At 61.2% G+C, this 15074-nt stretch carries 14 protein-coding genes; 6 read left to right on the top strand and 8 right to left on the bottom strand.

The window, feature by feature from the left end:
• Positions 1-184: 184 nt before the first annotated feature.
• A complete protein-coding gene (locus tag ACYQ1P_RS11235; protein ID WP_460020450.1) occupies positions 185-640 on the top strand; it encodes a DUF2141 domain-containing protein in 456 nt (151 codons plus the stop codon).
• Positions 641-884: 244 nt separating this feature from the next.
• On the top strand, positions 885-1841 hold the full coding sequence (locus ACYQ1P_RS11230) for a hypothetical protein (protein WP_460020449.1): 957 nt from the start codon (positions 885-887) through the stop codon (positions 1839-1841).
• A 166-nt stretch (positions 1842-2007) separates the two neighbouring features.
• Here the strand turns inward: ACYQ1P_RS11230 and ACYQ1P_RS11225 are convergent, their stop codons facing one another.
• Positions 2008-2427, bottom strand: a complete 420-nt coding sequence (locus tag ACYQ1P_RS11225) for a rhodanese-like domain-containing protein (RefSeq protein WP_460020448.1) — start codon at positions 2425-2427, stop codon at positions 2008-2010.
• Positions 2428-2529: 102 nt separating this feature from the next.
• On the opposite strand from ACYQ1P_RS11225, the gene trmFO reads away from it, so the two are divergent.
• Positions 2530-3897, top strand: coding sequence for a methylenetetrahydrofolate--tRNA-(uracil(54)-C(5))-methyltransferase (FADH(2)-oxidizing) TrmFO (gene trmFO / locus ACYQ1P_RS11220; protein ID WP_460020447.1), 1368 nt, complete (start codon positions 2530-2532; stop codon positions 3895-3897).
• Between the two features lie 103 nt (positions 3898-4000).
• Complete coding sequence (locus ACYQ1P_RS11215) at positions 4001-4546, top strand: response regulator (protein WP_460020446.1); 546 nt, start codon at positions 4001-4003, stop codon at positions 4544-4546.
• Between the two features lies 1 nt (position 4547).
• Here the strand turns inward: ACYQ1P_RS11215 and ACYQ1P_RS11210 are convergent, their stop codons facing one another.
• Genes ACYQ1P_RS11210 through ACYQ1P_RS11200 form a run of 3 tightly spaced genes read right to left on the bottom strand, consistent with a single transcriptional unit; the run spans position 4548 to position 7269 of the window.
• On the bottom strand, positions 4548-5429 hold the full coding sequence (locus tag ACYQ1P_RS11210; protein WP_460020445.1) for an alpha/beta hydrolase: 882 nt from the start codon (positions 5427-5429) through the stop codon (positions 4548-4550).
• Between the two features lie 36 nt (positions 5430-5465).
• A complete protein-coding gene (locus ACYQ1P_RS11205; RefSeq protein WP_460020444.1) occupies positions 5466-6251 on the bottom strand; it encodes a squalene/phytoene synthase family protein in 786 nt (261 codons plus the stop codon).
• A gap of 46 nt (positions 6252-6297) precedes the next feature.
• Positions 6298-7269: a calcium/sodium antiporter gene (locus ACYQ1P_RS11200; protein WP_460020443.1), complete on the bottom strand. Its 972-nt coding sequence runs from the start codon at positions 7267-7269 to the stop codon at positions 6298-6300.
• A gap of 179 nt (positions 7270-7448) precedes the next feature.
• Here ACYQ1P_RS11200 and ACYQ1P_RS11195 point away from each other — a divergent pair, with 179 nt between their 5' ends.
• The gene (locus ACYQ1P_RS11195) at positions 7449-9179 is read left to right on the top strand and encodes a SulP family inorganic anion transporter (protein WP_460020442.1); all 1731 of its coding nucleotides are present in this window, start codon (positions 7449-7451) and stop codon (positions 9177-9179) included.
• Between the two features lie 178 nt (positions 9180-9357).
• Positions 9358-9957 carry a superoxide dismutase gene (locus ACYQ1P_RS11190; RefSeq protein WP_460020441.1) on the top strand — a complete coding sequence of 200 codons (600 nt, stop codon included), beginning with the start codon at positions 9358-9360 and terminating at the stop codon, positions 9955-9957.
• A gap of 67 nt (positions 9958-10024) precedes the next feature.
• Here ACYQ1P_RS11190 and ACYQ1P_RS11185 read toward each other — a convergent pair whose 3' ends face one another.
• The 4 genes from ACYQ1P_RS11185 to ACYQ1P_RS11170 form a co-directional block, all read right to left on the bottom strand.
• The gene (locus tag ACYQ1P_RS11185) at positions 10025-11419 is read right to left on the bottom strand and encodes an L-lactate MFS transporter (protein ID WP_460020440.1); all 1395 of its coding nucleotides are present in this window, start codon (positions 11417-11419) and stop codon (positions 10025-10027) included.
• 167 nt (positions 11420-11586) lie between these two features.
• Entirely contained in the window at positions 11587-13815 is a 2229-nt protein-coding gene (locus ACYQ1P_RS11180; RefSeq protein ID WP_460020439.1) for a diguanylate cyclase domain-containing protein, read from the bottom strand.
• A 102-nt stretch (positions 13816-13917) separates the two neighbouring features.
• A complete protein-coding gene (locus ACYQ1P_RS11175; RefSeq protein ID WP_460021639.1) occupies positions 13918-14538 on the bottom strand; it encodes a protein-L-isoaspartate(D-aspartate) O-methyltransferase in 621 nt (206 codons plus the stop codon).
• A 44-nt stretch (positions 14539-14582) separates the two neighbouring features.
• Complete coding sequence (locus ACYQ1P_RS11170; protein ID WP_460020438.1) at positions 14583-14924, bottom strand: HPF/RaiA family ribosome-associated protein; 342 nt, start codon at positions 14922-14924, stop codon at positions 14583-14585.
• Between the last annotated feature and the right edge of the window lie 150 nt (positions 14925-15074).

Below are 15074 nucleotides of genomic sequence, written 5' to 3'. Positions count from 1 at the left end.
CGTAAACACACACGCAACGGGACTGAATTTCGTTGATCCTGCCCGGTGACTGTTGGAACATTGTCTATAATCGGAGTGCGGAAGCGGAATTTCAATGGGGATCGTGATCAACCCAGCGGCTTTCTCTTGCCCGGCGCGCCGTGTCCGCATATGACAGGCCCCAATTCCAAGGATTTCCGCGCCCATGTCCGTCCTTCAATCCCTGTATGACCGTTGCCTTTTTCTGCTCCTGGTGGCCGGCGCGGGGGCCTGGGGGGCGGCCTGCCCGGCGGCGGAACGGGCAACCCTGGAAGTGGTGGTGGAACAGGTGGACTCCACGGAAGGCCGGGTGGTGGTCGCCCTCTATGACAGCCCCGAGACCTTCCTGGAACAGGCCCTGACCGAGAGCGCCGTCCCCATTGCCGAGGGGCGCGCCACAGCCCTGTTCGAGGATTTACCCCCCGGGACCTATGGGGTCTCGGCCTACCATGACCGCAACGGCAACGACAAAATGGACCGCAACCTGTTCGGCTTTCCCCTGGAGACCTACGCCTTTTCCAATCAGGCCCCGGTCCGCATGGCCCCGCCGACCTGGGAAGACGCACAAATCACCCTGACCCCGGACCGCAAATCCATTGTCATCCGACTGGGCGACCACTGATTTCTGCCTCCTTGACCTTTCATGCGGAATTGCCCGCCCCTAAAAAGGGGACATTCGACTGCCGCATTGCGTAGGGACGCGGACCTTTTCAGGGGGGCTGGAAGCTTTTGTTTATTGCCAGGAGGCGGACGCTACTGGCATCCCGTCATCACCGACTCAGCTGTCTGACCGGCGGGCGGGCACAAAGTCTGGGGTGATATCACCGCCCTTATGCTAGGCTTAAAGCGGAAGCAGGAGGGGCGCGATGGGGCTGAAAGAGTGGGTGCCGATCCAAAGCCGTCTCAGTGAACTCTTTAGCGGGGGCACATACGATGTGGTTGGAGGCAAACGGCTCGCCCCGGTGGTCGATGCTGAACGCGTCTACGGTGAGTTTCTTGTAAACACCTATCACGGGTTTGACGTTCTGATTCGCGCGTTCCTCGACTTCTATATCGAGACACTCGAAGTGGCGTGGGCAAACAGTGCCTTTGGGCAGCTTCCTGAGAAGGTACGTTCGTATTCAATCGTCTATCTGCACTTCCTGTCGGCATTCAGGAGATTCCGGGCCGCCGATGTTTTATGGTGCTCCGGGTACACGTTTGCAGGTTACAGCCTCCTCCGAGACTTGAAAGACCTAACCATCCATTTGGGAGCTATAGCGAACGGCGAAATCCATGTTCTCGAACTTCTCGGGATCGACCCCGCGAACCCTGATGAGCAGGTTAACCGCACAGGGAAGGAATATAAAAAGCGCAAGGAGAATGCAAAGAAGGTGAGAACTCGCGCGATGTGCATTATGGTCGGGAAACAATCGGGTCTAGATGAAGCAGATCAGGCTGAGTTGAAGCTCTGGCGGGACCTTTTTCACGAGGAGCTCCACTCGGCGAGGTTCAGTTCTGCAGAGGACTCTAGGATCATATTTGGTGAGGGGCGACGTCCTCCCTTTGGTCCGGAGCCGCACGAAGAGAACCGGGACGCCGCGATGTACATGAACCGAGCAGTCGAGATCGGGTGGATGCTGCTTCGGACCTTTCCCTTCCTACAGGTTCAACCTCGCGCCTTCGGCGAAGAATGGGCGGAAAAGTGGGAGCTTCTTGATACGGCGTTCCGGATGCAGGTCACCGATCTCGCCGAAATTGGAAAGTTTATCGGCGAAGTCATCCCTCGCCTCATCGAAAAGAGGTTCGCCCACTCACCGGACACCTGCTACGCTGAAGATTAGAATGGGACAGGCAGGTACGCAACGGATCACAAACCAACCTTTTACCGACACGCAATGACTTCCGCTCTGCCCCCAAAAGCAAACATTCACCTTGCCATAGGCCTGAACTACTGCACCTGAACGCCGCAAGAATTCCACTTGTCGTGTCGCAGCGCCTGATTTTTGACTACTTTTCCAACGGATACTTGGAGCGTGTCCAGGCCGAGACGCCGCCGGATACCACTTTCAGATTGGCGAAACCGGCCTTCTTGAGGGTCCGCGCCGCGTTGGCCGAGCGGTTGTCGGTGCGGCAGATGGCGTAGACTGGATGATCCTTGTAGGCCCCCAGGGAATCGCCCAGCTTGGTGAGCCGCGTCCGCAGGTCACCCAGCGGCAGATTGACCGCGCCGGGCACCCGGCCCTCGGCAAACTCGCGGGGTGTGCGGACATCAATCACCACCACGTCCTCCCCCTGATCGAGCTTGCTCTTCAACTCGCTCACCGGCACGAACGGCGCCCCGGCCAGGATACGCGGCAAATAGCGCATGGCGAGAAAAGCCGCAGCAATCAGCGCAAAGGAAATCAGCATGTTGGTATCGAGTTGCATCGGAAGTCCTCAAGAGGTGTCCATCCGACGCATGAAAGGTTTTGCATCCCGTTCTGTCAAGAGAGACGTGACTTTTGCCGACGTTCCGCCTAAAGATCCGCCATGATCACCGATCTCTCCTCCCCCTCGCCCGTCCATGTCATCGGCGGCGGCCTTGCAGGCAGTGAAGCGGCCTGGCAACTGGCCGTGGCGGGCATCCCCGTGGTGCTGCACGAAATGCGCCCGCTGCGCCGCACCGAGGCCCATGCCACCGACGGTCTGGCCGAGTTGGTCTGCTCCAATTCCCTGCGTTCGGACGATGCCGACACCAGCGCCGTCGGCCTGCTGCACGAGGAAATGCGCCGCTGCAACTCGTTGATCCTGAGCCGCGCCGACCGTCACCGGGTCCCGGCGGGCAGTGCCCTGGCGGTGGACCGGGAGGCCTTTTCGCAGTCCATCCAGGCGGCGCTGGATAGTCATCCCCTGGTCACCATCTTGCGGGAAGAAATCCGCCACATCCCGTCCGAGGACTGGGACAGCGTCATCATCGCCACCGGCCCGCTGACCTCGCCCGAGCTGGCGTCGGCCATCGTCGGCCTGACCGGTGAAGACTCGCTGGCCTTTTTCGACGCCATCGCCCCCATTGTGCATCGGGACAGTATTGATTTCGACAAGGCCTGGTTCCAGTCCCGCTACGACAAGGGCGACGGGGCCGATTACATCAATTGCGCCCTGGACCGGGATCAGTATCAGGCTTTCATCGACGAACTGCTGAATGGCGAAAAAACCGCCTTCAAGGACTGGGAACGCGACACGCCCTATTTCGAGGGCTGCCTGCCCATTGAGGTGATGGCGGCGCGCGGCCCCGAGACCCTGGCCCATGGCCCCATGAAGCCGGTCGGCCTGACCAATCCCCGCGCGCCCGACAAGCGCGCTTACGCCGTCGTGCAACTGCGCCAGGACAATGCCCTGGGCACCCTCTACAACATGGTCGGCTTTCAGACCAAGCTGACCTACGGCGCGCAGCAACGCATTTTCCGCACGATCCCCGGCCTGGAACGGGCCGAATTCGCCCGCTTGGGAGGACTGCACCGCAATACCTTCCTCAACGGCCCGCGCCTCCTCGATCCATTGCTGCGCCTGAAAAAACGTCCGGCGCTGCGTTTCGCCGGTCAGATCACCGGCTGCGAAGGCTATGTGGAGAGCGCCGCCGTCGGCCTGCTGGCCGGTCGCTTCGCCGCCGCCGAACGGTCCGGGAAATCTCCCTTGCGGCCCCCCCCGACCACCGCCCTGGGCGCCTTGCTCGATCACATCACCCAGGGGGCCGACGCCAGCACCTATCAGCCCATGAACGTCAATTTCGGCCTGTTTCCCGAATTGACCGAAACCGATGCCAAGGGACGACGGCCCAAGGGGCGCGACCGCAAGGCGGCCTACGCGCGGCGTGCGCGGGCCGATCTGACCCCCTGGATCGACGCCCAGAAGCTGTAGAAAATTCCCAATGCCCTCCTTTTCTGGCTTCTGCCTTTTGAGTCAGTTGAGTACACTCGCGGCTGAAAACTGATCTAACTGTTCTCGTGGATTCGCCCAGCGCATGTGGAACGACCTTCCCGCCTATAATCTGTCTCATTTGTCGTTCCTGGTGGTGGACGCCAACAAGCACATGCGGACCATCATCCGTCAGACGTTGAAGGCGCTGGGAACCCGCAGTGTTTTCGAGACCCGGGACGGGGCCGAGGCCTATCAGGTGATGAAGGCCATGAACCCGGATATCGTCATGACCTGCCTGATGATGGACCCGGTCAATGGGCTGGAATTCTCGACCATGATCCGCAACGCCATGGACAGTCCCAATCCCTATGTGCCGATCATCATGGTCAGCGGCCATACCGAGGAGCGGCATGTGTTCAACGCCCGCGACGCCGGGGTCGACGAATTCCTGGCCAAGCCGGTTTCCGCCCATTCCATCTATTCGCGGATCGTCGAGGTCATCCGACACCGACGCCCCTTCGTCAAGTCGGCCAGTTATTTCGGTCCGGATCGACGCCGCAGGGAGGATCCCTCCTACACCGGCGTCCGCCGCCGGGCCGCCGACGAGATGGACGAGGACGTGGTGGTCTATGGCGGCGAGGAAGCCTGATCTACTTCAGGAACTCGGCCACCAGATCGGCCAGATCCTCGGCGTACAGATCGGGAAAGAAATGCCCGGCCCCCTCCATCACTTCCATCCGTGTCCCGGGGTCGGCCACTTGATTGACCGCCTCGATCAGTTCCGGCACCACCGGATCATCATTGGAGACGATAATCAACTTCGGTTGCTTGATCTTCTTCAATAGGGCGGGCGTATCCTTGCGCATGTCACCATGATAATAGGCGAGGAAGCTCGACGCCGCCACATCCGCTTCGGCGCAATGCAGGAAGGGCACGGCCGTTAACATGTCGTCCCGGCCGCCATCCTGGATGCGCATGGCCTGATCCATGTTGGCCAACAGTTCCTTGCCGTATTGTTTACGATAGGATTTGGCTTCGGCCACAATACCGTAGGTCATGGGAGCAACCATGACCACTTTGGTGATGTCTTTGCCCGCCTCTGTGGCGGCGAACCAGGCCACCTGATTGCCGCCGCGCGAATGACCAAAAAGGGCGATGGGCCCCGCCCCCTGCTGCTTGAGCCACCCCACCCAGTCGCCGATCTCATCGACGGCATCCTCGTGGGCATGGTGATGGGGCACCTTGCAGTCGTACATGCCGTGACGGTCATCGAGACCCAGGCTCAAATTGAGGGCCAGACTGTTCACGCCGCGCGCGGCCAACAGGGTCTGCATGCCGCCGATGATTTCCATGTCCTTGTGCGCCATGGTGCCATGCACCATCAGCAACACGCCGTCTTTCAAGGTCTTGCCCTCGGCCAGCACGAGGTCGGCGTTCAGTGTCAGATCCTGAGGTTTGATGGTCACTTCCTCGGCCAGGGCCGGAAAGGCCAGGGACAGGGTCATCAATAGAGCGAGCAGCCGCGGGGCCATGGAATCCTCCCGATGTTTTTCATTATCAGAAGGAATTCAATACCGTCCGAGCAATCCATGCAAGAGCAGAGACCCGCGCCGCCGCCCACGCCCCGGTCGGTGCAGCGCCGGATGGTCGGGATCGAACCCCACGGACTCCAGGTCGCGTATATATCCTCGGGCCAGAACCGATGGCAGCAGCAACGGTTTGGCCGGGGAAACGACCCGTTGCCGCCGGGCACGGGCCAGATGCATTCGGGCCCGGACGAGCACGCCCACCACCACCGCCCCATCCCCAGCCGGAGGATCGGGCAGCGGCAGCAGCCGCCGCCCCTGAGCCCGGTGAAAAGGCAAGGCCCGCACCAGCCCGAGCAGCGCCCAGGCCAGGGCCAGACTCTCCACCGCCTGCCGGGACACGGGATCGGTGATCGACAGCACATCCAGCGATGCCCGGGCCAACGGCGCCGAGGTCGCCGCCGCATAAGCCTCCAGCGCCGCCAAATCGGCCAGCGGTCCCGGCTCCATATCCCGTTCGCGGGCCTCGATCAGGGCCATCAGTTCGGACAGCGGCCAGAGTCCCCGTTCCCGCAGCGCCCCTAACTCGCGCAACAACTCGTGATCTCCAATTTGCCCACGTTCCAGGGCGTCGAGAGACTCGCGCCACCATTGCAGACGGATACGGCCCAGCATCGGCTCGCGCACCCGCTCGCGGATGCTGGCGATTTCCACATTGAAAGCCAGCACCGCCAGCAAGGCCCGCCGCCGCTCGGCAGGCACGAACATGGCGCAGAAACAGCGGTCGGGATCGTGGTCGCGAACCTGGGTCAGGCAATAGCTTTCCATGGGCGTCAGTATGCGTCGGCTTTTGAACCCGGCAAGCGAAATCGGATCAAGGGTTCAAAACGGCATGCACCAGCAGAACCATGTAGGCGACGTAGGAGACCAACAGCAGCCCGCCCTCCAGGCGGGTGATCCGGCGGGCTCTGCGCAGACTGAAACCGAGAACGAACAGCGATCCGGTGAGCAGCGCCATGACCGGGATGTCCCGTGTCAGAACCTCCGGCACCACCGCAATGGGATGAATTGCCGCCGCAATGCCGACCACCATCAAGGTGTTGAACAAATTCGACCCCAGCACGTTGCCAAGGGCGATGTCATGCTGTCCCTTGCGGGCGGCCATCAGGGACGAGGCGAGTTCCGGCAACGAGGTGCCGACGGCAACGACGGTCAGGCCGATGATGAGGTCGCTCACCCCCAGCCCCTTCGCCAATTCCACCGCCCCCCAGACCAGCAGTTGCGAACTGGCCAACAGGGTCAGGAGTCCGACCGTCAACCACAGAACAGCGCGACCGACCGGCATTTCATGCGCGTCGAGTTCCTGCGCCATCTGCTTGCCCATGGGCTCCCGTTTCCGCCGCAGGCCCACCCACACCGTCCAACCCATCAGTCCGGCGAATAGGGCCATCAGACCCACGGCATCGAAGCGACCGACCTCGCCATCCCAGGCCTGCCAGGCGGCAAAACCGGTGACCAGAGCCAGAATCGGCAACTCGCTTTTCAGGACCTGCGAATTGACCAGGATCGGACTCATCAGCGCCGTCAGCCCCAGGATCAGGGCGATATTTGCGATGTTGGACCCGTAGGCGTTGCCGAGGGCCAATCCCGAGTCCCCCTGCGCGGCGGCCAGGGCGGAGACCATCATTTCCGGGGCCGAGGTTCCAAAACCGACAATCACCATGCCGATCAGCAGCGGCGGCACGCCAAAATTTCGGGCCACGGCGGCGGCCCCCTCGACAAACCGATCGGCGCTCCAAACCAGCAGCGCCAGTCCGAACACAATTGCCACAAGGGCGAGACTCATGATGATTGGCTTTCTTTGATACGGGATGGGGCCATCATAGGCGTTCCCGAGAAAGGTGAATATCGGAATATCGCTTTCGGATCTCCACCGGGAAGGCCCTTTTCTCCTGAAGATTTTATGACGTTTTTCCAGCAGCGGCGTGATATACGGTTCGCCTCCCTTCCGGCAGGCATGACGCAATGACTCGCCCCCCCTCGACCCCGTGGCATCTGTTCATCCCAAAGACCTATACGGTGCTGCGGGAAGGTTATGGCCTGGACGATCTGCGCCGCGATGCGATAAGCGGCTTCACCGTCGCCGTCGTCGCCTTGCCGCTGGCCATGGCCCTGGCCATCGCCTCGGGCGTCGGGCCGGAACGCGGCCTCTATACCGCCGTGGTTGCCGGTTTTATCATTTCCCTGCTGGGCGGCAGCCGGTTTCAGATTGGTGGACCCACCGGGGCCTTCGTGGTGGTGGTGTTCAACGTGGTCGCCCAGTTCGGCTATGACGGACTGGTCATCGCCACCCTGATGGCTGGCGTCATGCTGCTGGTGGCGGGCGTGGCGCGCCTGGGCACCTACGTCAAATACATCCCCCATCCCGTCGTCACCGGATTCACCGCCGGCATTGCGGTGATCATTTTCTCCAGTCAAGTCAAGGATCTGCTGGGCCTTCGCCTGGACGATGTTCCGGCCGAGTTCCTCGACAAATGGGCTGCCTACGGGACTCATTTGGGCAGTCTGAATCTGCAAACCACCGCCGTGGCCGTCGCCGTGCTGGTCACCATCGTCCTGCTGCGCAAATATCGCCCCAAATGGCCGGGTTTTCTGATCGCCGTCGTCGGTGCCACCCTGGCGGTGTGGGCGCTGAACCTGGACGCGGAAACCATCGGCCAGCGTTTCGGGGAGATTTCCCACGCCCTCTCCCTGCCGCGTCTGCCGGACCTGAGTGGAATTACCTTGTCGTATCTCATGGCGCTCGCCCCCAGCGCCTTCACCATCGCCTTTCTGGCCGGGGTGGAATCCCTTTTGTCCGCCGTGGTGGCCGACGGTATGACCGGGCGGCGTCATCGCTCGAACTGCGAGTTGGTGGCCCAGGGAGTGGCCAATCTGGCCTCGGCGACCATGGGCGGTATTCCGGCAACCGGGGCCATCGCACGCACGGCGACCAACGTCCGTTCCGGCGCGCGGTCCCCCGTTTCAGGGATGCTGCACGCGCTTTTCCTGCTGCTGTTCATGCTGGTGCTGGGGCCATTGATGGGGGCCGTGCCGCTGGCGGCGCTCGGGGCCGTGCTCGCGGTGGTGGCCTGGAATATGAGCGAATACAAACACTTCATACATCTCATGCGGGCCCCTGCCGGGGATCGGCTGGTCCTGCTGCTGACCTTTGCCCTGACCGTTCTGGCCGACCTGACGGTGGCCATCGAGGTCGGGGTGGTGCTGGCCGCCATCTTGTTCATGCACCGCATGGCGCTGGCCGTGGAGATCGAAACCCAGACCCGGCTGATCGACGAGGACATTGACGACCTGGAAAACCCGCTGCCGGAGCCCTATGCGGGATTCCAGACCCTTCCCGAGGGAGTCGAGACCTATCAGATCAACGGGCCGTTCTTTTTCGGGGCCGCCGCCAAGTTGGGCGAAGTGCTGGAGCTGATCGGACATGCGCCAAAAGTGCTGATTCTGCGCATGGGCAACGTGCCGCTGATCGACGCCACCGGGGTCACCGCCATGCTCAAATTCATGGAGCAATGTCGGGCCATGGGCACCCATGTCATCCTGAGCGACGTGAGGCCGCAACCGCGCGCGGTGATCGCCAGCATGAGCACCGACACGGCCCGCTGCATGGTGGAATTCGCCCCCGACTTCACCCGCGCCCGCACCCGCGCAGAGAAAATTCTCAGCCAGCAGGTTTCGCACAGCGCACGGGCCTGAGCCTCAGGGGGACAATCCCCGATCGCCTCAAGGCGTTCTTATCCCAGCAGGGGGGGGCTGTGGCGACTGGAACCAAAAATTCTTTTGCCAGCGCTCCTTTGCCCCTTCAAAACCATGCCCGAAACCCCTATGTGAGGGGGACCGAATTTCATTGACCCCTTTAAGGAGGATTCTTTCCATGGCATTTGAACTGCCCGCCCTGCCTTTCGCCAAGGACGCCCTTGAGCCCCATATGTGCGCCGAGACCTTCGAGTTTCATCACGGCAAGCACCACAACACCTATGTGGTCAATCTGAACAATCTGACCAAGGACAGCCCGATGGCCAGCCAGTCCCTGGAAGAGATCATCAAGGCGACTGCCGGTGATGCCGCCAAGGCCGGGATCTTCAATAATGCCGCCCAGGTTTGGAACCATACCTTCTTCTGGAATTGCCTGAAGGCCAATGGCGGCGGCACGCCGACCGGCGATCTGGCGGCCAAGATCGACGCCGCCTTCGGCTCGTTCGACAAGTTCAAGGAAGACTTCACCCAGGCCGCGCTGACTCAGTTCGGCTCCGGCTGGGCCTGGCTGGTGGTTGACAATGGCAGCCTGAAGATCGTCAAGACCGCCAATGCCGACACCCCCATTGCTCACGGCCAGACCCCGCTTTTGTGCATCGATGTGTGGGAGCACGCCTACTACATCGACCACCGCAACGCGCGGCCGAAGTTCGTCGAGACCTTCCTCGGCCATCTGGCCAACTGGGACTTCGCGGCGGCCAATCTGGCCAAAGCCTGACTATTCCAAGACAGCCCCAACGGAAAAGGCCCGGCCAAATGGTCGGGCCTTTTTCATAGTTCGGCGTTCAGGCGGCGTGATGGCGCTCATCGTTGGCCGAACGCACGCTGGACGCGCGCCGGAAATGCTCCGGATGGAGGGCAAATTCCACCACATCTTCCACATGATCCAGATGCAATTGATGCAGGAATCCGTGGACACTCAGCGGGTGGTTGGCTTCGTTCTTGTCCGGTGTCGCCACCAACAGGGTGCAGAGCGCCCCGCCGAGACAGGCCGCGCCACAGACCGTGAAGGCCAGCGGGAAGTTGCCCATGTCGCCCAACATGCCGCCCAGCACCGGCCCGGCCACGCCGCCGACGCCATAGGATAGGAACACCAGCGGATAGTTCTGTCCGACCCGTTTATTGCCGAAAATGTCGGCGGTAAAGGTCGGGAACAGGGCAAAGTTGCCGCCGAAATTGAAGCCGATCAGCGCCGCCCCCAGATACAGCAGGTATTCCGACCCAGCCATCCGGGTAAACAGCAACAGGACCAGCGCCTGAGTAAAGGTCATCACCAGAATCGAGCGCTTGCGCCCCAGATGATCGCTCAACATGCCCCAGGCAATGCGCCCGATGCCATTGGCCAGACTGAAAAACACCGCCATGGCCGTGCCCGCGATGGCGCTCGCCTCAATCACCGAATATCCGGCGGCCTGCAAGGATTCCATGGGATAAATCTTCATCAGCCCGATGGACATCAGCCCCGCCCCGGCGCTGGCGGCAAAGGTCAGGAACACCAGATAGAATTGCGGCGTGCGCAACATTTCGCGAGCCGTGAATTCCTGACCACCATTGCCGCCGGTCGCCGCCGGAGCCACGAATCCCGCCGGTTTCCAGCCCTTGGGCGGCATCCGCATCCACCAACTGCCGAGCCCGATCAAGGCCGCGAAGGCCACCCCGTAAAGCACGAAGGTCTGGGCCAGCCCGGCGGTTTCGATCAATTGACCCCAGGCCCCCGCCATCTTCACCCAGCCCATGGCCCCAAAGCCGAACCCGGCCACCGCAAGGCCGGTAATCAGGCCCTTGCGATCCGGGAACCAGCGCATCCCGACGGCGATGGGCACCACATAGCCAAGCCCGATCCCGGCCCCGCCAATCACCCCGATGCCCAACAAGACGGTCCAGAACTCGGTCGCCCCCAAAACACCGGTCAGGGCATAGCCCCCGCCGAGCAACAATCCCCCGGCCAGCGCCAGTTTGCGCGGACCCCATTTTTCCAAAGCGCGTCCGGCGACCACCATGACCAGGGCAAAGGTCACCAGTCCGACGGAAAACACCAACTGGGTCTCCAGTTTCGTCCATCCCGCCGCGATCAGCGCCGGCGTGAAGACGGACCAGGCATAAATCGCCCCCAGGCTCAGCTGAATGAGCACCGCACCGAGGATGACATAGAGACGATTGAAGGAAGTTGTGACTTGCATGACAGGGTTCCCGTTTCAGGGCATACTCCCCATCTCTAGACGTCCAATCTCACAAGGGAGATGCCGTTCATTAGAATGTCGTAACATTATAGTGTGCAGCGCAGCATTTTGACAATGCAAAATGCGCAGGTCAGCCTTCCGCCGCTGGATTCTCGGCAATCTGCTGGTTATTTCGGGTCGGGCGTTGTCTCTGAATCCGGCGTGCAAAACCGGTAAGTGTTCCGACCGGCTTCCTTGGCCGCGTAGAGGGCGCTGTCCGCTTGCAGGATCAGGGATTCCTCGTCCTCCGCGTCACCGGGGTAGAGGGCAATGCCGAGGCTGGTCCCGATCTGGATCGGGTGCCCCATGACGTTGAGGGGCTCGCGAATGGCATCGACAATCCGTTGCGCGCTCTTGGCGACCACGTCCCGGTCCTGGGGATGGACCATGAGGATGGCGAACTCGTCGCCGCCCAATCGCGCCACCACGTCGGTTTCCCGGCTGTGCTTGGTTAAAATACAGGCGACCGCCTGCAGCAGGGCGTCGCCGACCGGATGGCCAAAAGTGTCATTCACCGGCTTGAACTTGTCCAGATCCAGCAGCACCAACGCCAACATCTGATTTTCCCGCGCCGCCAGGGCGAGGTGCTCGTCAAAACGTTGATGGAACTTGTTGCGGTTGGCCAGTCCGGTCAGTTGGTCGGTCATGGCGAGCCGTTGAATTTCCTCCTGCGCCGCCTTCTGTTCGGTGATATCGCGCAAAACGCCGATGAATTTCACCTTGCCGCCGATGCGGGTCATCCGAATGGTCGCCTCGATGGGAAACTCGGAATCGTCGATGCGGACCGCCGTCAGATCGGCCCGCTTCCCCATTCGCCCGGCCCCCTTGCCGTCCAGGAAGGCGGCGATCCTGCCATCATGTTCGACGGCGGCGGATTTGGGCATCAGGCGGCTGACATTGGTTCCCTTGATCTCCTCTTCCGAGTAGCCGAACATGGCCTGGGCGGCCGGGCTGAAGGTCTCGATCAGGCCCTTGTCATCAATGGTGACGATGGCATCCGATACCGCATTCAGGATCGTCCGAATGCGGGTCTCGTCGGCTTCGGCCCGCTCGCTGGCGTCCTCGGCCTTTTGCCGCGCCAGAGACAGACTCTCCGCCAAATCAAGGGCTTTGGCGGCTTGTGCGTCGCTTTTGGCTTTCAACTCCCGCATGCGGTCAAGTTGCGTATTCATTTCCTCGTTATTGCGGTTCAGCAGGTCTTCGATCTCTTTGACGTGGCTCATGGATTGCTGAAAGGTTTGCACCGAACGGGCCATATCGCCGATCTCGTTGGCGACCTCGGTATCGGCGATGAAGACACCCAGGTTTCCGCCCCCCAGTTCCTTCATGGAACCGGACAGCCGTTGCAGGGGCAACAGAAAATTGCCGCGAAGGATGACGTAGGAAAAAAGCGCGAGCAGAACCAGCACCACTATGCCGCCCCACAACAGGGTATGGGATACCACCTCGACCCGATTGATGGTCGCGTCAATATCCTGGCTGCGCCGTTTGAGATCCCCCAGCACTTCAGAGTCTAAAATATTCAAGGCGCGCAAGGCGCGCGTGTCATCCACGCGGACCGCCTTGTCCAATTCCTCAGGCGGGATTCCGCTGGCCGACAAGACCGTTTTCGTTTGCAGGCCATCCGCATACCTGTCGATGGTCAGTGCGATCTCCCGCAGCGCCTCGGCTTCGCCCGGGGTCGGCGACAGTTTTCCGTAAAGTTGCAGCAGGGAGCGAGCATGCCCATAACTCTCGATACAGGCTTCCACATAAAAGCTTTGCTGCCTGAGGACGTAATTCTTGAAATGATGAATCATGCCGCCGTAGCCGAGGGCGGCCCGCAATTGGCCGACCAGCATGGCTTTGCTGTCGAGGGCTTCGTTCGTCAGCGCATCCTCCGTGCTGAGTCCGCGCAAAACCTTCAAGGCTCCAAAGGCAAGGGAGTCGTCCACTTTGACGGCGCGGTCGATGGCTTGAGCATTTTGCCCCTCCGCCGCCAGAGCCGCCGCCACTTGCAAGCCCCGCTCGTAAGCATCGAGAGTAATCGACAGATCCTGGAGGGCCGCCTGGACGGCCTTGGAGAGACTGAGTTTCTGATATTGAAGCAGGACGACACGGGCTTCGTTCAGGTGTTTGTTGCCCGCAATCAAATAGTTGGGGTTTTGACGCAGGACATAATTCTTGAAGTCGTGAATCATGCCACCGTATCCAAGTGACGCCCGCAGGCGGCTCTCCAGGCGGGCCTCTTCCGAGCGTACCGCGTCAAAGGTCCGCCAGGCCGATTTGAAGTCATTGAACCCGGCGTTGATATAACTCCCGCCGATGCCGATCACCGCGCTGGCCAGCAGCAGCAGACTCAGCAGCAGGAGGCTCATTCTCCGCAGGGTCAGGTCTTTGAACATCGCAGCCATCTCATGGTTTCAATGGATAGAATAACCACGATGGCGTGACATCACAAAGCGGCAAAGCAATCGTCCCTACGAAACCAGCGGAACGAAGGCGACCGGGAGCAGTTTTTCCATGCGCAAATTCCCCCCAGGGTCGCGGTGGGCGACGGTCAGCCATTGGGTCTCCCCTTGGCGACCGATGGGCACCACCAGACGCCCGCCGGGGGCCAGTTGCGCGGCCAATTGCTCGGGGAAGCGGGGCGGGGCGGCGGTGACCATGATCGCCTCGAACGGGGCCGCCTCGGGCCAGCCCAAGGCCCCGTCGCCGTGACGCAGCATCACATTATCCAATTGCAATTGGTCGCAGAGTAAGGCCTGCGCGGACCGGGCCAGCTTGTCCACCGTCTCGATGCTGTACACCCGGGCCGCCAATGCCGCCAGCACCGCCGTCTGATAGCCACTTCCGGTGCCGATTTCCAGCACCCGGTCCCCCGCTTGCAGGTCGAGAAGATCGCTCATCAGGGCGACGATGTAGGGCTGGGAAACGGTTTGACCGCAGCCGATAGGCAGCGGTTTATTGACGTAAGCCGACCGCCGCAGGTCCTCGGGTACGAACAGATGGCGCGGCACCCGGGCCAGGGCGCGCATCACCCTCGGTGAGAAATGTGCCCGCCCGGTATAGCGGGCAGTGGCCCGCGCATCGGCCTCGATGAGATCAAGCAGCCGCTGGCGGGCCTCGTCAAACTCCCGCGACGTCAGTGGGATTTGACCTGATGTCGATGACGTTGGGTATATTCCTTGATCTGCCGCCGGGCCGCTTCAAAAGCGTCGCGCAGAGCGATGAAGATGTCCTCGTGCTCGCGCTTGTCATTGGCTTCGAGCTTGACCACGATTTCCTTGCCGGGCACCGAGATATCCAGCCGGACATGAAACAGTCGGCCCTGGGCATGGTGCTTGTGCGGAGATTCAACCAGAACACGGCAACTGGTGATGCCTTCGTGATAGTGTTCGAGCTTGGCCACTTTTTCTCTGATTTTTTCCTCTACTGCGTCGGAATGCTGTAAGCCTCTGAAGGTGATCTGCAATGGAATCTGCATCAGGTTTACATCCCTTATCTTGTTCAGTGACAACACGGAATTATACGCCTGATCAGACTGAAGCCAAAGCGGAAAACAGATTTTCAGGGGTTGCATCGCCCCGGACTTTGGCACATATGAACGCCACCTCAAGACTTTCAAGGGAGCACG

The organism is Magnetospira thiophila (assembly GCF_054657015.1).
This window is presented reverse-complemented; position numbering and strand designations above follow the sequence as displayed.